The organism is Streptomyces sp. KR55 (genome assembly GCF_052245645.1).
Taxonomy (GTDB): Bacteria; Actinomycetota; Actinomycetes; order Streptomycetales; family Streptomycetaceae; genus Streptomyces; species Streptomyces flavusporus.
In genome coordinates, this window is sequence record NZ_JBQQCE010000207.1 from 1 (window position 1) to 16,229 (window position 16,229).

A 16,229-nucleotide genomic window follows, 5' to 3' on the forward strand; every position below is an offset into this window, starting at 1 on the left:
GAGCGAGGCGGTCGCCGCGTACGAGGCCGAGGGCTTCGAGATCACCGGCATGTACCCGGTGACCCGCGAGGCGGCCACGGGGCGGGTGGTCGAGTTCGACTGCGTGATGATGCGCGCGAAGGCGGCCCCCGCCGCCGACTGACACCGCCCGTGTGCGCGGCAGGTCGGGGCCCGGGACGGGTTGCCGTACATGGCAGCCCACCCGCCCCGTCGACCGCTCAGCCGGCCGCCGCCTTGGGCGCCGGCCCGCTGGTCCCCCGTACCACCAGCTTCGGCTCCAGCACCGCCTCGCGCGGCTCCAGCTCCTCGTCGTCCAGGCGCTCCACGGCGAACCGCACCGCGTGCTCCGCCATGAGGACCGCGTCCTGACGCACCGTGGTCAGGCCGATCGGCATCAGGTGGGAGAGGTGGCTGTCGTCGTAGCCGACGACGGACATGTCGCGCGGAACTTCGACGCCCGCCCGTGTCAGGGCCAACAACAGGCCCATCGCGCAACGGTCGTTGCCTGCGAGGACCGCCGTCGGCAACCGCCCCCCGCTGTCGCGCTCCGCCAGAAGCAGGCGGCCGGCCTCGATGCCCGACAGCTCGGTGTGGTCGCCGGGGATCACCCGCAGTTCCGACTCCAGCCCATGACGGCGCATCGCCGCCCGGTAGGCGCGCCGCCGCTCGGCCGAGCCGGGGCCCCGGCCGCCGTCGATGTGCACGATCCGGTGGTGACCCAGTTCGACGAGATGGTCCATGGCCTGCCGTATGCCCTTGCTCTCGGCGCTGTGGACGCTGTCGACGCGGGCCCCTGGCACGCGTCGGCCCACCGCGACGGCGACCGTGCGCCGGCCGAGTGCGTCCAGGTCCGCCGACGCCGCATCCGTGCCGAGCAGGATCACCGCCTCGCAGCGGTGGCCGAGCAGGGACTCGACCGCCCTGGACTCGCCCCGGCCCGGTGCGGTCGCCGAGAGCAGGACGTCGTACCCGAGTCGTTCCGCCTCGCCGTAGATGCCCTCCAGCAGGTCCGCGTGGAACGTGTGGTGGGCGGTGAACATCACGCCGAGCGTGCGGCTGCGGCCGCGGGCCAGCAGCCGGGCCGCGTTGTCGGGGCGGTAGCCGATCTCGTCGGCTACGCGCAGCACGCGCTCGCGGGTCTCCTGACTGGCCCCCGGCTGATCGCGGAAGACGATCGAGACCAGCGCCCGCGAGACACCCGCCTTCTCGGCGACGTCCGCCATCGTGGGCCGCTGCTTGCCCGATACATCCACTGCTGATCCCACCCTCCGACGCCGACCACCTTACGGGCGGCCGCGAAATCTCCTGGCAACAACCTATTGACATGACATTTGGGCTGGAGTCATCGTACTCGCCTAGAGCGCGCTAGTAGAGCGCGACAGTCGATCAAAGCTCCCCGGAGTCTCCGGTGCGAAGGGAAATCCGCGATGCCGTTCGAAGTGCTGACCATGGGCCGCGTCGGAGTGGATGTGTATCCGCTCCAGACGGGTGCGGGGCTGGCCGAGGTCACCTCGTTCGGCAAGTACCTGGGCGGCAGCCCGACCAATGTCGCCGTCGCCGCCGCCCGGTACGGGCACTCCTCGGCCGTGATCACCAGGACGGGCCGCGACCCGTTCGGCGACTTCGTCCGTACGGCGCTGGACGGCTACGGCGTCGACAGCCGCTTCGTCGGTACGTCGGACATCGCACCGACCCCGGTGACGTTCTGCGAGATCTTCCCGCCGGACGACTTCCCGCTGTACTTCTACCGCCTGCCCAAGGCTCCCGACCTGGACATACGCCCAGAGGAACTGGACCTGGGCGCCGTCCGTGACGCGAGGATCCTCTGGGTCACCGGCACGGGGCTGAGCGAGGAGCCGAGCCGCAGCGCGACCCTTGCGGCCCTCGCCCACCGTGCGACGTCGGGCACGACCGTCTTCGACCTCGACTGGCGGCCGATGTTCTGGGCCGACCCGGCCGAGGCCCGTGCGCACTACGCCGAGGCGCTGCGGCACACCACCGTCGCCGTGGGCAACCTCGCCGAGTGCGAGGTTGCCACCGGTGAGCGGGAGCCGTACGCCGCCGCGAAGGCGCTGCTCGCGGCCGGGGTGCAGCTGGCGGTGGTGAAGCAGGGGCCGAAGGGCGTGCTGGCCATGGGCCACGACGGCTCGATTGCCGAGATCCCGCCGGTCCCGGTGGACGTCGTCAACGGCCTCGGTGCCGGCGATGCCTTCGGCGGCGCGCTCTGTCACGGCCTGCTGTCCGGCTGGGACACCCGCCGGACGGTGACGTTCGCCAACGCCGCCGGCGCCATCGTCGCGAGCCGGCTGGCGTGCTCCGACGCGATGCCGACCGAGGCCGAGGTGGAGGCGCAGCTCCGCGCAGCCACCCCCATCGAACGAGAGGTGTGAGGACGTGCTGTCCGACAAGGTGAGCCGGATCGTGGATGCCCGGGTCAACGACCCCGGCGCCATCGCGGCGGCGGCCGCCCGGCGCGTGAAGGCCACGTCGCTGCTCGGCGAGCACGGCAAGGCGATGATCGTCGCCGCCGACCACCCGGCGCGTGGCGCCAACGCGGTGGGCGGCGATCCGTCCGCCATGGCCGACCGTTTCGAGCTGCTGGACCGCATGTGCGTCGCCCTCGAGCGGCCGGGTGTGACCGGCGTCCTCGCGACCGCTGACATCCTGGAGGACCTGCTCCTGCTCGGCGTTCTCGACGGCAAGAGCGTCTTCGGCTCCATGAACCGGGCCGGCCTCGCGGGCTCGGTCTTCGAGATCGACGACCGCTTCACCGGCTACGACGCCGAGACGATCGCCGCGATGGGCTTCGACGGCGGCAAGATGCTCACCCGTATCGCCCTGGACGACGCGGCGACGCCCTCCGTCCTGGAGAACACCGCCCGCGCCGTGGACGAGCTGAATGACCGTCATCTCGTAGCGGTGGTCGAGCCGTTCATCTCCCGCTGGCAGGACGGGAAGATCCGTAACGACCTCTCCCCCGACGCCGTCACCAAGTCGATCACGATCGCCTCGGGCCTCGGCAGGCGTACCGCCTACACCTGGCTGAAGCTGCCGGTCGTCGACGACATGGAGCGCGTGCTCGCCTCCTCCACGCTGCCCGCGCTGCTGCTGGGCGGCGAGGTCAAGGATCCCGACGCTGCCTTCGCCTCCTGGGGCAAGGCGCTCAAGCTGCCCACCGCGCAGGGCCTGGTCGTCGGCCGCTCCCTGCTCTACCCCTCGGACGGCGACGTCGCCGGTGCCGTGGACCGGGCGGTGAGCCTGCTGTGACGTACCCGAGCAAATACCACCTGCCCAAGGGGACTTCGGCCGACGGCCCCTACGACCTTCTGGTCACGCCCGAGTCGGCGGGCTGGGGATACTCCGGCCTCAGGATCCTGACCCTGGGCCCGGGGGAGGCGCACACCCTGTCCACCGGGGAGTCCGAGTTCCTGGTTCTGCCGCTCGAGGGCGGATGCACTGTCACCGTCGACGGGCAGATCTTCGAACTCGGAGGCCGGACCGGTGTGTTCGCTTCGGTCACCGACTTCGCGTATCTGCCGCGCGCGTCGGAGGCCCTGATCAGCAGCGCATCCGGTGGGAGGTTCGCGCTGCCCTCCGCCCGTACCGAGCGCGGCGGACCGCCCGCCCGGTACGGGCGCAAGGAGGACGTCCCGGTCGAACTGCGCGGCGCCGGAGCCTGCTCGCGGCAGGTCAACAACTACTGCCTGCCCGGCACCTTCGACGCCGAGCAGCTGCTGGTGTGCGAGGTACTCACACCCGGCGGCAACTGGTCCTCCTACCCGCCGCACAAGCACGACGAGGCCCGTCCCGGCGAGGAGTCCGAGCTGGAGGAGATCTACTACTTCCAGGTCGCGGACGAGAACGGCTTCGGGTATCAGCGGGTGTACGGCACCGAGGAACGACCCATCGACGTGCTCGCCGAGATCCGCTCCGGCGACACGGTCCTGATCCCGCACGGCTGGCACGGCCCGTCGATCGCCGCGCCCGGCTACGACCTCTACTACCTCAACGTCATGGCAGGCCCGGGCCAGGACCGCGCCTGGCTGATCTGCGACGACCCGGCACACGGGTGGGTGCGTTCGACGTGGGAGTCCCAGAACGTCGACGACCGGCTGCCTTTCGGAGAGGACCGATGAACACCGTACGACTGACCACCGCCCAGGCCCTCGTCCGCTTCCTGGCGAACCAGTACAGCGAGCGCGACGGCCAGGAGCAGCGGCTGATCCCCGGCGTCTGGGGCATCTTCGGGCACGGCAACGTGGCCGGCCTCGGCCAGGCCCTCCTCCAGGCCGCCGTCACTCAAGAGGCGGACCTGCCCTACTACTTGGCCCGCAACGAACAGGGCATGGTCCACGCGTCGGTGGCCTACGCGAAGATGCGCGACCGGCTGGCCACCTTCGCCTGCACCGCGTCGACCGGACCCGGCTCGACGAACATGATCACGGGTGCGGCGCTCGCGACCACCAACCGGATCCCGGTGCTGCTGCTGCCGTCCGACATGTTCGCCACCCGCACCGCCGACCCCGTACTGCAGCAGCTGGAGGACACCCGCGGCGGGGACGTCACCGTCAACGACGCCTTCCGAGCTGTATCGAAGTACTTCGACCGCATCTCACGCCCCGAGCAGCTGATCCCGGCCGCACTCGCGGCGATGCGGGTGCTGACCGACCCGGTGGAGACCGGTGCCGTCACACTCGCGCTCCCGCAGGACGTGCAGGCCGAGGCGTACGACTGGCCGGTCGCCTTCTTCCGGCGGCGGGTGTGGCACGTGGGCCGTCCCGTGCCGGAGGCGGCCGCCGTCGAACGGGCCGCCGCGCTGCTCCGTAACGCGACGAAGCCGCTGATCGTGGCGGGCGGTGGCGTCGTGTACTCCGGTGCCGAGACCCAGCTGCGGGCCTTCGCCGAGGCCACCGGTATCCCGGTCGCGGACACCCACGCCGGCAAGGGCGCAGTGCCATGGGACCACCCCTGCGCGGTCGGCGGCATCGGCTCCACCGGTTCGTATGCGGCGAACGAACTGGCGAAGGAGGCCGATGTCGTCCTCGGCATCGGTACCCGCTACTCCGACTTCACCACCGCCAGCCACACCGTCTTCGGCAACCCCGACGTCACCTTCGTCAACCTCAACGTCGCCCGCCTGGACGCCGTCAAGCACTCGGCCGAACCCCTGGTGGCCGACGCCCGGCTCGGCCTCCAGGCCCTCGCCGGAGCGCTGACAGACTGGGAGGTCGACCCCGCGTACCGCGAGCACACGCGCCAACTGATCTCCCGCACCCGGGAAATCGAGGACCGCTGCTTCACCGTCGGTCACGGCCCTCTGCCTGCCCAGACCGAGATCCTCGGCGCGCTCAACGACGTCCTCGACGACCGTGCCGTCGTCATCAACGCGGCCGGCTCCATGCCGGGCGACCTCCAGCAGCTGTGGCGGGCGCGGGATCCGAAGGCCTACCACGTCGAGTACGCGTACTCCTGCATGGGCTACGAGGTCGCCGCCGGTCTCGGCGCGAAGATGGCCGACCCGTCGCGCGAGGTCGTCGTCCTCGTCGGCGACGGCTCGTATCTGATGATGGCTCAGGAGATCGTGACCATGGTCTCCGAGGGCCTGAAGGTCATCATCGTCCTCGTCCAGAACCACGGCTTCGCCTCCATCGGCGCACTGTCGGAGGTGCTCGGCTCGCAGCGTTTCGGCACCAAGTACCGCTATCGCGACGGCAATTCCGGCCTTCTTGACGGCGACGTCCTTCCCGTCGACCTGGCGGCGAATGCATCGAGCCTCGGCGCGGACGTCCTGCACGCCACGTCGGTGGAGGAGTTCCGTACGGCGATGGAGAAGGCCAAGGCCGCCCAGCGCACCACTGTCGTCCACGTCGAGACCGACCTGTACGGGCCCAACCCCCCCGCACACGGCTGGTGGGACGTCCCCGTCAGCCAGACCTCCGCCCTCGACACCACCCGCACCGCATACGAGACGTACGCCTCCCACAAGCGCACCCAGCGGCACTACCTGTAAGGAAACCCTCAACGTGAAGACCATCCAGCACTGGATCGACGGGTCGACCGTCCCCCGTACGGACACCGCCCCGGTGTTCAACCCCGCCACCGGCCAGGAACAGGCCCGCGTCGTCCTCGGCTCGGCCGCCGACGTCGACACGGCCGTCTCCGCCGCCGCGAAGGCCTTCGAGACCTGGTCGGAGTCCTCCCTGACCCAGCGCACCCAGGTCATGTTCGCCTTCCGGCAACTCCTCGTCGACCACGAGGAAGAACTCGGCCGGATCATCTCCGCCGAGCACGGCAAGACCGTCGACGACGCACGCGGCGAGATCACACGCGGCCGCGAGGTCGTCGAGTTCGCCTGCGGCCTCGGCGACGTGCTGAAGGGATCCTTCTCCGACCAGGTCTCCCGCGGCGTCGACGTACACAACTTCCGCCAGCCCCTCGGCGTCGTCGCCGGTATCACGCCGTTCAACTTCCCCGCCATGGTGCCCCTGTGGATGCACCCCATCGCCATCGCGACGGGCAATACCTTCATCCTCAAGCCCAGCGAACGCGACCCCTCCGCCGCCAACTTCGTCGCCGAGCTCTACCAGAAGGCAGGCCTGCCCGACGGCGTCTTCAACGTCGTCCACGGCGGCAAGCCCGCCGTCGACGCCATCCTCACCCACCCCGGCATCCAGGCCGTCTCCTTCGTCGGCTCCACCCCGATCGCCAAGTACGTCCACCAGCAGGCCACCGCGCACGGCAAGCGCGTTCAGGCCCTCGGCGGCGCCAAGAACCACGCCGTCGTCCTGCCCGACGCCGACCTGGAGTTCGCCGCCAACCACATCACCGCCGGCGCCTACGGCTCCGCAGGCGAGCGCTGCATGGCCGTCTCCGTCGCTGTCGCGGTCGGTGACGCGGCCGACGGGCTGGTCGAGGTGCTGGCGCGCAAGGCCCGCGAAGTGAAGGTCGGCCCCGGCGACACCCCTGGCACGGAGATGGGGCCGCTGGTCACCAAGGCCGCTCAGGAGCTCGTCGAGAACGCCGTCGCCACCGCCCACGCCCAGGGCGCCACCGTCGTCGTCGACGGCCGCGGACTGAAGATCGACGGCCACGAGGACGGCTTCTTCACCGGCCCCTCCCTCCTCGACCACGTCACCACCGAGATGGATGCCTACAAGGAGGAGCTGTTCGGACCGGTCCTCGCCATCGTCCGCGTCGACACCCTCGACGAGGCCATCGACCTCATCAACGCCAACCCCTACGGCAACGGAACCGCCCTGTTCACCGCCTCCGGCGAAGCCGCACGCCGCTTCCAGCGCAACGTCAGGGTCGGCATGATCGGTGTCAACGTGCCGGTGCCCGTGCCGATGTCCTACTACTCCTTCGGCGGCTGGAAGGACTCCCTCATCGGCGACTCCCCCATCCACGGCCCCGAAGGCATCCGCTTCTACACCCGCCCCAAGGTCGTCACCACCCGCTGGCCCCAGCCCAAGCAGCAGGTGACCGCAGGCTTCACCTTCCCCACCTCCAGCTGAAACCTCCCTCTCCCCGAAGGACACACACCATGGCAACGGCGCCATCCCCGCTCCGCACCACCGTGGGCAACCTGTGCCTCGGCTCCGCCCCAGACTCCTGGGGGATCTGGTTCCCCGAGGACGAGCACCAGGTCCCGTACACCCGCTTCCTCGACGAACTGACCGAGGCCGGTTACCAGTGGCTCGAACTGGGACCGTACGGCTACCTCCCCACCGAACCGCAGCGCCTGAAGGAAGAGCTGGACCTCCGCGGGCTGCAGGTCTCCGGCGGCACCGCGTTCGGTGCACTGCACCGCCCGGAAGCCTGGGACGAGATGCTCGCCCACGTCCGGCAGGTCGCCGCGCTGACGGCAGCCGCGGGCGCGCACCACCTCGTCCTCATCCCGCCGATGTACCGGGACGAGAAGACCGGCGCGTTCACCGAGCCGCCCGAGCTGACCGCCGAGCAGTGGGCGGGCTTCGGCCGGGCCGCCGACCGGCTCGGCAGGCTGCTGCTCGACGAGTACGACGTGCGGCTCGTCGTCCACCCGCACGCCGACAGCCACATCCAGACCCAGCCGGAGATCGAGCGGCTGCTGAACGAGTCCGACAGCTGCTACACGAACCTGTGCCTGGACACCGGGCACGTCGCGTACGGTGGCGGCGACAACCTCGACCTGATCCGTCGTTTCGGTGAGCGCGTGGGCTACGTCCACATCAAGCAGATGGACCCGGCCGTCCTCGCCCAGGTCGCCGCCGAGAACCTCTCCTTCGGCGAGGCCGTCAAGCGCGGCGTGTGCGTGTCGCCCCCGGCCGGTGTGCCGAACCCGGCCGACGTGGTGGCCGAACTCGCCGGGCTCGACGCCGAGTTGTTCGTGATCGTCGAGCAGGACCTGTACCCGTGCGCTCCCGACGTACCGCTGCCCATCGCCGTACGCACCCGTGAGCACCTGGCCGGCTGCGGCCTCACCGGAACCCGACGCCCGACCATCAACCGGTAAGGGGACTGCCATGGACGTCAGGGACGACGCGGTCACGGCACCTGCTGCAGTGGCGGACGACGCTCCGCCGACGGTCTCCCGCAGGCTGCGGCTCATCACGGTCATCGCCACCTTCGGCGGACTCCTCTTCGGCTATGACACCGGCGTCATCAACGGCGCCCTGCCCTATATGACGGACGACCTCGGCCTGACCGCGGTCACCGAGGGCATGGTCACCAGCTCGCTGCTGCTCGGCGCCGCCCTCGGGGCCGTCGTGGGCGGCCGGATGTCGGACCAGCGCGGCAGGCGCCGCACCGTCCTCGCCCTTGCGGTGCTGTTCTTCGTCGGTGCCCTCGGATGCACCCTCGCGCCGACGACGGAAGTCATGATCGTCGCACGCTTCGTGCTCGGCCTCGCGGTCGGCGGCGCCTCGGTGACCGTGCCCGTGTATCTCGCGGAGGTCTCCCCCGCCGAGCGGCGCGGCGCGCTGGTCACCCGTAACGAACTCATGATCGTCAGCGGGCAGTTGCTGGCCTTCACGTCCAACGCGATCATCGCTCAGGTCGGTGGCGAGTCCGGCGGTGTCTGGCGCTGGATGCTGGTGGTCGCGACGCTTCCGGCCGTCGTGCTCTGGTTCGGCATGCTGGTCATGCCGGAGAGCCCCCGCTGGCTGGCCTCCAAGAGCCGCTTCGGCGAGGCCTTCGAGGTGCTCAAGCAGGTCAGGTCCGAGGCGCGGGCGCAGGCCGAGCTGAGCGAGGTGTCCGCGCTCGCCGTCAAGGACGAGCGGGAGAAGCTCGGCGGCTGGAAGGACATGAGGGCCGTGCCCTGGGTGCGCAGGCTGATGTTCGTCGGCTTCGGCATCGCGATCGTGCAGCAGATCACCGGCGTCAACACGATCATGTACTACGGCACCCAGATCCTCACCGACGCCGGCTTCGCCTCGGACAGCGCCCTGACGGCCAACATCGCCAACGGTGTGATCTCGGTGCTGGCCACTTTCGTCGGGATCTGGCTGCTGAGCCGCGTCAACCGTCGCCCGATGCTGATGGCCGGTCAGATCGGCACCACCAGCGCCCTGTTGCTGATCGGCGTCTTCTCCCTCACGCTCCCCGAGGGCACGGGCCGTGCGTACGCCGTGCTCGCCATGACCATCACCTTCCTCGCCTTCCAGCAGGGCGCGATCTCCCCGGTGACCTGGCTGATGCTGTCGGAGATCTTCCCGATGCGAATGCGCGGCTTCGGCATGGGCGTCGCGGCCGTGGTGCTGTGGCTGACCAACTTCGTGATCGGCCTGGTCTTCCCGTCGCTGGTCTCCGGGATCGGGATCTCCAACACGTTCTTCCTCTTCGTCGTGGCGGGACTCTTCTCCCTCACCTTCGTGAAGCTCTACGTCCCCGAGACCAAGGGCCGCACCCTCGAGAACCTCGAAGCGGAACTCCGGGCCCGCTTCTCCTGAACTCCCTCAAGGAACTCTGCTCATGACTGTACGTGTAGGTGTCATCGGCACCGGAATGATCGGCCAGGACCACATACGGCGGCTCACCGACGTCATCACGGGGGCTCGCGTCACCGCGGTGACGGACCTCGACGCCGCCCGCGCGGCGGAGGTCGCCGCCCGCATCGGCGCCACCGCCGTGCCGACCGGCACCGACCTGATCGACTCCCCCGAGGTGGACGCCGTCCTCGTCACCTCCTGGGGCCCCACCCACGCCGAGCACGTCCTGAACGCCATCGCGGCCGGCAAGCCGGTGTTCTGCGAGAAGCCGCTCGCCACGACCGCCGAGGACTGTCTGCGCATCGTCGAGGCCGAGCGGGCGCACGGCCGCCGCCTGGTCCAGGTCGGCTTCATGCGCCGCTTCGACGCCGGGTACCGCCAGATGAAGGAGGTGCTGGCCGCCGGCTCCCTGGGCACGCCGCTGATCGTGCACTGCGCCCACCGCAACCCGACCGTGCCGGACTCCTACACCTCCGCGATGGCCGCCCAGGACACGGCGGTCCACGAGATCGACGTACTGCGCTGGCTGCTCGACGACGAGATCGTCTCCGCTCAGGTGATCACCCCGCGCGCCACGAGCAAGCGGTTCGCGCACCTGAAGGACCCGCAGATCATGCTCTTCAAGACCGCGAACGGCGTCCGCATCGACCTCGAGGTCTTCGTCAACTGCCAGTACGGCTACGACATCCAGTGCGAGACGGTGGGCGAGGACGGCCTGGTCCGGCTGCCCGACCCGGCAGCCGTCGGCATCCGTACCGCGGGGCGGCACAGCACCGCCGTACTCCAGGACTGGAAGGGCCGGTTCGTGGACGCCTTCGACACGGAGTTCCGCGAGTGGATCGCCTCGGTCGAGGCCGGCGCCGAACCCACGGGACCGTCGGCCTGGGACGGCTACGCCGCCACCGTCATCACCGACGCGGCCGTGCGCTCCCTGGAGACGGACGGCCAGGTCGTCACCGTCGACATGAAGCCCCGGCCCGCGCTCTACGGAGGCACGGCATGAAGATCGCCCTCGATCCGTACATGTTCCGCGCACTTCCCATGGACGACATGGTGCGCACGGTCGCCGAACTCGGCTACGAGTACATCGAGTTGTCACCGCGCGACGACTTCATGCCGTTCTTCCTGCACCCCCGGGCGGACGACGCACGTGTCGTGGAACTGAAGAACTCCCTGCGCACGCACGGCGTGCAACTCTCCTCCGTACTGCCTCTGTACAAGTGGTCCTCGCCGGACGAGCCCGAGCGGCAGGCCGCCGTCCGCTACTGGAAGCGGATGATCGAGATCACGGCCGAGCTCGAATGCCCGCTGATGAACTCGGAGTTCAACGGCCGCCCCGAGCGCGCCGCCGAGAGCGAGGCGGCGTTCTGGCGCTCGATGGAGGAGCTGCTGCCGGTCTTCGAGCGGGAGGGTATCGCCCTCAACCTGGAGGCGCACCCGGACGACTTCTGCGAGGAGAACTCCCCCGCGGTCGACCTGGTCCGCGCCATCAACAAACCGTGGGTGAACTACCTCTACTGCGCCCCGCACTCCTTCCACCTGTCCGGGGCAGACCCGAAGGCGGACATCGCGGCGATGATGCGCTACGCGGGCGACAAGCTCCAGCATGTGCACATCGCGGACTCCTTCAACCACAAGGGATCCTCCGGACTGCGCTACATCCTCAACCCGCCGGGCACCACCGCCCGCATCCACCAGCACCTCGACATCGGTCAGGGCGAGGTGGACTGGGACGCCTTCTTCGGCACCCTGCGCGAGCTGGACTTCGACGGCGTCGCCACGGCCTGCGTCTTCGCCTGGGAGGAACGGGCCCACGAATCCTCGGCGTTCATGCTGGACCGCATCCGCAAGGAACTCGCGGCATGAGCTGCCGCGCTCAGCGCCACGGCTGACCTTCGCAAACCAACGCCGTGCACCGGCTCCTCGACGGGAGCCGGTGCACGGCGTCCCTGCTGCACAGGCTCGGATTGCAGCGCGCCCGATGATCAACCGCCGCACCGAAGCACACGAGGGCGCTCGTCCGCATATATCTGCGCCCTCGATGCGCTGGCGCTCGCCATATCCGGTGAACAGCGCCCCTGCCATATGGCCGTGCCGTCGTGCGCCCCGTAGCACTTAGGGACACGAACCGCCCACCCACGGAAGCAAGGCGCCAACGAGAACACAGACAACCTTTGGTCTGCGGGCACCAAGGCCCGACACCACGCAGGAGGTTTGTTCATGGCACTGGCACAGTGGACGCACGCGATGGAATGGCTGGCCGCAGCTGCACAGGACCCCCGGGCCTGCAAGAAGGACTGGCAGCACGGCAGTACCGGAGTCCACCTTCTGGCCGCCGGACGCTTCTGGGACGTACTGATCGTCCCCGCATGCCTCGGGCTGCGCGCCGCCGACTGCCTCGACGGCATTCCCCGCCTCGTCCCCGGCCCTGTTCTCCTGGACGAAAGGCGACAGCAAGTCGGTTTCTTCCTGCCGCCCGACCCCTTGTCCACCTGGGTCGGCCAGGGCACGCGCTATGTCGCAAAAGGCGGATGGATCGCCGCCCCTGCCCCGCACTGCCGCTGGGGAGACCTGCGCTGGCTCCGCCCGCCCGATGGCAGCGGCACCCTGACTGCGCCCGAGGCCATGGAACTCGTCCTGTTCCGAGCCATGAACGAGGTGGTCCGCTCCCACGGCGTCCGGCATCACAGGCACGAGCTCCCCCACCGGAGCGTCGACACGCAGGCCGTTCCTGTCGGCTACCGCTGGGGAATGGCCAGTTCGCGGCCGCGGTAGAAGCCTTCCCGCTCCTCGACGACGTAGGGGGCCATGGCTTCACGCCGCTGGTCTTCCGGCTCGGAGGCCCGCCAGGCGTCGCATGCCTCCTTGGAGTCCCAGAACGACACCCCGGTGATCTCCTGTCCGTCCTCGGACCAGTACGCGAAGGCGCGGCGCAGCCCCTGCGGGGAGGAGGGCGGGCGCCATGCCCGCTCGAACTCCTCCAGGGTGCCCGGCCGGACGCGGCGCGTCGTCACCCAGACGAAGTGCTCCTCCATCGCAGCCTCCTCCACATGACCGGTTCGGCTCACCGGCCCCTCTCGGACCACCGTAGGTGCAAAGCACCGCGCGTGCCTGCGGACGTTTCCGGTCGTGAGGCCGGTGGAGGACCATGAAAAGAGAAACGGTGCGCGAATGGCGAGGTGCGCTATGCATGGACGAATCAAGGGCAAGACGCTGGTCGCCAGGGATGAGGGTGACAGCACCGATGGTGTCGTCATCAAGCTTTATGGCGAGGAGACCAACGGGGCCATCTCGATCATAGAGCAGCCGTTCGAGCCCGGGATTCTTCTCCCGCCGCACGTTCACGAGAACGATGTCTGGCTCTACGTGCTCGAAGGGGAAATGCATGTCCGGGTCGACGACGAGGTCGTCAAGGCGACAGACGGGTGCTGGGTGCTGAAGCCTCGCCGAATCCCCCACACCATGTGGAACGCGGGGCACGAGCCGGCGCGCATCATCGAACTGTATACGCCAGGTGGGTTCGAGCTTTTCTTCATCGACTTCGAAGAACGGTTGCGACAGGGGCCGGTCGGGCTCGACGAACTGAATCGCCTCGGCGAGCCGCACGGAATCCGTTTCTTCGACGACTGGATTCCCGACCTCAAAGCCACTTACAACCTGCGAGTCGTCGGCGAATAGCTCCCACCTTTGACGGCACGGACGATCGCCGAGTGCATTCCGTCCGCGACCTGATGCGTCGACGTGATCTCCACGTCGGTGAACCCTGCGTCCTCAAGCCCCTGCCGGTACTCGGCGAAGGACAGGGCGCCCGCGATGCAGCCGACGTATGCGCCGCGCTCGGCGCGCTGGTCGGGGGTGAGGTGATCCTCGGCCACGACGTCCGTCACGCCGACGCGTCCGCCGGGGCCCAGAACGCGGAACATCTCGGCGAAGACGGCGGGCTTGTCCACCGACAGGTTGATCACGCAGTTGGAGATGACGGCGTCGACGCTGTTCGCGGGCAGCGGCACGGACTCGATGGCGCCCTTGAGGAACTCCACGTTCGTCGCGCCGGCCTTCTGTGCGTTCGCCCGGGCGAGGGCGAGCATCTCGTCGGTCATGTCCAGCCCGTACGCCCTGCCGCGCGGCCCGACCCGGCGCGCGGACAGCAGCACGTCGATGCCGCCGCCGGAGCCGAGGTCCAGCACGCGTTCTCCCTCGCGCAGTTCCGCCACCGCGAGCGGGTTGCCGCAGCCCAGGGAGGCCGCGACCGCATCGGCCGGGAGTCCGTCGCGGTCCTCGGCTCCGTAGAGGCCGGCCCCGAAGCCCTCGTCGATCTCGACCGCCTGCGGACCGCAGCAGCCGCCGCTGCTCTGCGGACCGCACGACGCGGCACCACCCTCCAGCACCTTCACGGCGGCAGCGGCATAGCCCACGCGGACGGCTTCCCGTACCTCTTCGGGTGTCTGCTCGGTCATGGCAGCACTCCTCACGGGATCGACATCCATAAAAACAAGACTGCGCCTTGAATCGACAGACGTCAACATAGAGGTACGTCGAATCAAGCTGGCCAGGTCGTGGATCACACCGGCCACCTCCTCCCGGTCCGTGTCGCCCATGTCCCGACTGGACGGCACGACTTGAAGCAGCCGGGTCAGCTCCTCGGCTTGCGGCCCGGTCAACGCGACCCTAGGTTCAGGTCGTCGGATTATTCCGACAAAGCAGACATAACACCTATGTCGGCTTTCCCTCAGTGGCACCCGCAAGGAGAATTCATGTCGGTGATGACCGGTACTCAACCCCTCCAGCAGTTCGGCGCACAGCTCGGCGGTCAGCAGCTGGGCGGTGCGCAGCAGATCGCCCAGGTGGTCCAGCAGTCCATCCAGCAGGCGTGTCAGCAGACGGCCCAGCAGGTCGCGCAGCAGGTGCAGCAGACGTTCCAGCAGATCCAGCAGATCCAGCAGCAGATGCAGCAGCAGCCGGGCCTGGCCCAGCAGGCGCATCCGTACCTGGCTCTCGCGCTGCACCGCGCGCTGCACTCGGGCATCCGCCACGCCGTGGAGCAGTCCGTACAGCAGGCACTGCCCACCGCGATCGTGACCCTGCTCCAGCAGAGCCAGCAGAGCCAGCAGAGCCAGCAGGGTCAGCCGGGCCAGCAGGGCATGCAGGGCCAGCAGTGGGGCGGTGGGTTCGGCCAGCAGCAGTACCCGCAGTACCAGCAGCAGCCCGGCTTCGGCTTCGGCCAGATGGGTCAGCCGTTCGGTATGGGCTGACACCTGGGCAGCGCACGCGGTGTGCCCGGACTGGTTCCGGGCACACCGCGTCACCGTGGAAGCGGTCACGTGGAAGCGGGAGCTGCCCCAACGGCCGGATCAGGAGCACGAGTTACGACGTAAGCGTGGTGAAGGTGGACGTGATGGTCAAGGAAAGGCCCGGAAACAGCGGGGCGAGCGGGCCGGGGGGTGGTGCGGGGGCTGCTGGAGAAGGACCGGAGGGCAGGGAGACGGAGGCGGCCGGGAAAGGCGCGCAGTCCCTCCCCGTGCAGCCGCGCCGGGAGCGGTACATGGTGACACCGCTGCCGCAGCAACTGCTCCCACCAGGAGTGCCCGAACTCAGTATGGATGCGGTGTGTGACCAGTTGGGGCGCATGCCCGACGTCAAGGTGACCCGCAGACTCCGGCCGTCGGAGAAGCTGCGATCGACCGGTCTGCCCCCCGCCTGCCCGGAGATCGCGGTCGTCGAGGCACCCGGGGCTCAGCTGCCGGCGATGCGGACACTGCATGTACACATCGAGCCGGACCTGCCGCTGTCCGCGGCCGTACCCGCCGCCGCGCCGGCCGTGGGGATCGCGCTGCGTGATCCAGGACTGGTCATGCCGCTGGAACAGCCGGTGGAGATCTCGCTGCGCGTCTGCGGCCCGGACGGAGAACCGCTGGCCGGCGCGGGTGTGTTCCTGATCGGGTCGTCATGGCCCGGCCAGGGTGTCACCGGCTCCGACGGTACGGTCACCGTCACGCTGCCCACGGAGACGGTGCAGTCCATCCAGGCGCTGTACGTCCGGCCCGTGGGCGGCTACACCGACCGCTGGATCAGTCGTCCGGACCTGTCGGTGACCGGGGAGAACCTGGTCACCCTCACGCCACTGGCCAGGGTGTACCCAGGGCTGGAGGACAGGCAACAGTACGGCTGGGGCCAGCAGGCCATGCGGCTGGACCGGCTGCCTCCCACGTTCCGCGCATTCGGGATCAAGGTCGGGGTCATCGGGTCGGGCGTCGCCGCCGA

At 69.4% G+C, this 16,229-nt stretch carries 15 protein-coding genes and 1 pseudogene; 13 read left to right on the forward strand and 3 right to left on the reverse strand.

What is annotated here, in order from left to right; translation table 11 throughout:
• Positions 1–218: 218 nt before the first annotated feature.
• A complete protein-coding gene (locus tag ACTWQJ_RS27460) occupies positions 219–1,223 on the reverse strand; it encodes a LacI family DNA-binding transcriptional regulator (RefSeq protein WP_443309238.1) in 1,005 nt (334 codons plus the stop codon).
• Between the two features lie 204 nt (positions 1,224–1,427).
• On the opposite strand from ACTWQJ_RS27460, the gene iolC reads away from it, so the two are divergent.
• The 10 genes from iolC (at position 1,428) to ACTWQJ_RS27510 (ending at position 12,743) form a co-directional block, all read left to right on the forward strand.
• Positions 1,428–2,390, forward strand: coding sequence for a 5-dehydro-2-deoxygluconokinase (iolC, locus tag ACTWQJ_RS27465; protein WP_443309225.1), 963 nt, complete (start codon positions 1,428–1,430; stop codon positions 2,388–2,390).
• A gap of 7 nt (positions 2,391–2,397) precedes the next feature.
• The gene (locus ACTWQJ_RS27470; protein ID WP_443309239.1) at positions 2,398–3,267 is read left to right on the forward strand and encodes a Cgl0159 family (beta/alpha)8-fold protein; all 870 of its coding nucleotides are present in this window, start codon (positions 2,398–2,400) and stop codon (positions 3,265–3,267) included.
• Positions 3,264–4,136 carry a 5-deoxy-glucuronate isomerase gene (gene iolB, locus ACTWQJ_RS27475; RefSeq protein ID WP_443309226.1) on the forward strand — a complete coding sequence of 291 codons (873 nt, stop codon included), beginning with the start codon at positions 3,264–3,266 and terminating at the stop codon, positions 4,134–4,136. Before ACTWQJ_RS27470 ends, iolB begins: the two co-directional genes overlap by 4 nt.
• A complete protein-coding gene (gene iolD, locus ACTWQJ_RS27480; RefSeq protein WP_443309227.1) occupies positions 4,133–6,010 on the forward strand; it encodes a 3D-(3,5/4)-trihydroxycyclohexane-1,2-dione acylhydrolase (decyclizing) in 1,878 nt (625 codons plus the stop codon). Before iolB ends, iolD begins: the two co-directional genes overlap by 4 nt.
• A 13-nt stretch (positions 6,011–6,023) precedes the next feature.
• Positions 6,024–7,514 (forward strand): CoA-acylating methylmalonate-semialdehyde dehydrogenase, encoded by a 1,491-nt coding sequence (locus ACTWQJ_RS27485; RefSeq protein WP_443309228.1) that lies wholly within the window; start codon positions 6,024–6,026, stop codon positions 7,512–7,514.
• Between the two features lie 29 nt (positions 7,515–7,543).
• Positions 7,544–8,494, forward strand: coding sequence for a TIM barrel protein (locus ACTWQJ_RS27490; RefSeq protein WP_443309229.1), 951 nt, complete (start codon positions 7,544–7,546; stop codon positions 8,492–8,494).
• Between the two features lie 10 nt (positions 8,495–8,504).
• Complete coding sequence (locus ACTWQJ_RS27495; RefSeq protein ID WP_443309230.1) at positions 8,505–9,929, forward strand: sugar porter family MFS transporter; 1,425 nt, start codon at positions 8,505–8,507, stop codon at positions 9,927–9,929.
• Between the two features lie 22 nt (positions 9,930–9,951).
• Positions 9,952–10,971 (forward strand): Gfo/Idh/MocA family protein, encoded by a 1,020-nt coding sequence (locus ACTWQJ_RS27500; protein ID WP_443309231.1) that lies wholly within the window; start codon positions 9,952–9,954, stop codon positions 10,969–10,971.
• Positions 10,968–11,834, forward strand: coding sequence for a sugar phosphate isomerase/epimerase family protein (locus tag ACTWQJ_RS27505; RefSeq protein WP_443309232.1), 867 nt, complete (start codon positions 10,968–10,970; stop codon positions 11,832–11,834). Before ACTWQJ_RS27500 ends, ACTWQJ_RS27505 begins: the two co-directional genes overlap by 4 nt.
• A gap of 354 nt (positions 11,835–12,188) precedes the next feature.
• Entirely contained in the window at positions 12,189–12,743 is a 555-nt protein-coding gene (locus ACTWQJ_RS27510; protein ID WP_443309233.1) for a hypothetical protein, read from the forward strand.
• On the opposite strand, the gene ACTWQJ_RS27515 is transcribed toward ACTWQJ_RS27510, so the two are convergent.
• The gene (locus tag ACTWQJ_RS27515) at positions 12,707–13,003 is read right to left on the reverse strand and encodes an antibiotic biosynthesis monooxygenase (RefSeq protein WP_443309234.1); all 297 of its coding nucleotides are present in this window, start codon (positions 13,001–13,003) and stop codon (positions 12,707–12,709) included. The two genes, ACTWQJ_RS27510 and ACTWQJ_RS27515, sit on opposite strands and share 37 nt — an antisense overlap.
• A gap of 151 nt (positions 13,004–13,154) precedes the next feature.
• Here ACTWQJ_RS27515 and ACTWQJ_RS27520 point away from each other — a divergent pair, with 151 nt between their 5' ends.
• On the forward strand, positions 13,155–13,646 hold the full coding sequence (locus ACTWQJ_RS27520; RefSeq protein WP_443309235.1) for a cupin domain-containing protein: 492 nt from the start codon (positions 13,155–13,157) through the stop codon (positions 13,644–13,646).
• Here ACTWQJ_RS27520 and arsM read toward each other — a convergent pair.
• The gene (gene arsM, locus ACTWQJ_RS27525) at positions 13,619–14,425 is read right to left on the reverse strand and encodes an arsenite methyltransferase (RefSeq protein WP_443309236.1); all 807 of its coding nucleotides are present in this window, start codon (positions 14,423–14,425) and stop codon (positions 13,619–13,621) included. The genes ACTWQJ_RS27520 and arsM overlap by 28 nt on opposite strands.
• A gap of 306 nt (positions 14,426–14,731) precedes the next feature.
• On the opposite strand from arsM, the gene ACTWQJ_RS27530 reads away from it, so the two are divergent.
• Both ACTWQJ_RS27530 and ACTWQJ_RS27535 read left to right on the forward strand, forming a co-directional pair.
• The gene (locus ACTWQJ_RS27530; protein ID WP_443309237.1) at positions 14,732–15,220 is read left to right on the forward strand and encodes a hypothetical protein; all 489 of its coding nucleotides are present in this window, start codon (positions 14,732–14,734) and stop codon (positions 15,218–15,220) included.
• Positions 15,221–15,345: 125 nt separating this feature from the next.
• A pseudogene (locus tag ACTWQJ_RS27535) lies at positions 15,346–16,229 on the forward strand (S8 family serine peptidase); the annotation flags it as partial.

Excerpts from the sequence above, each read along its gene's own strand:
- ACTWQJ_RS27520 (WP_443309235.1), top strand. The coding sequence starts at position 13,155 with ATGCATGGACGAATCAAGGGCAAGACGCTGGTCGCCAGGGATGAGGGT.
- ACTWQJ_RS27515 (WP_443309234.1), bottom strand. The coding sequence starts at position 13,003 with ATGGAGGAGCACTTCGTCTGGGTGACGACGCGCCGCGTCCGGCCGGGC.
- ACTWQJ_RS27460 (WP_443309238.1), bottom strand. The coding sequence starts at position 1,223 with ATGGCGGACGTCGCCGAGAAGGCGGGTGTCTCGCGGGCGCTGGTCTCG.
- iolD (WP_443309227.1), top strand. The coding sequence starts at position 4,133 with ATGAACACCGTACGACTGACCACCGCCCAGGCCCTCGTCCGCTTCCTG.
- ACTWQJ_RS27495 (WP_443309230.1), top strand. The coding sequence starts at position 8,505 with ATGGACGTCAGGGACGACGCGGTCACGGCACCTGCTGCAGTGGCGGAC.
- ACTWQJ_RS27510 (WP_443309233.1), top strand. The coding sequence starts at position 12,189 with ATGGCACTGGCACAGTGGACGCACGCGATGGAATGGCTGGCCGCAGCT.
- ACTWQJ_RS27530 (WP_443309237.1), top strand. The coding sequence starts at position 14,732 with ATGACCGGTACTCAACCCCTCCAGCAGTTCGGCGCACAGCTCGGCGGT.
- arsM (WP_443309236.1), bottom strand. The coding sequence starts at position 14,425 with ATGACCGAGCAGACACCCGAAGAGGTACGGGAAGCCGTCCGCGTGGGC.
- ACTWQJ_RS27500 (WP_443309231.1), top strand. The coding sequence starts at position 9,952 with ATGACTGTACGTGTAGGTGTCATCGGCACCGGAATGATCGGCCAGGAC.
- ACTWQJ_RS27505 (WP_443309232.1), top strand. The coding sequence starts at position 10,968 with ATGAAGATCGCCCTCGATCCGTACATGTTCCGCGCACTTCCCATGGAC.
- ACTWQJ_RS27490 (WP_443309229.1), top strand. The coding sequence starts at position 7,544 with ATGGCAACGGCGCCATCCCCGCTCCGCACCACCGTGGGCAACCTGTGC.
- iolC (WP_443309225.1), top strand. The coding sequence starts at position 1,428 with ATGCCGTTCGAAGTGCTGACCATGGGCCGCGTCGGAGTGGATGTGTAT.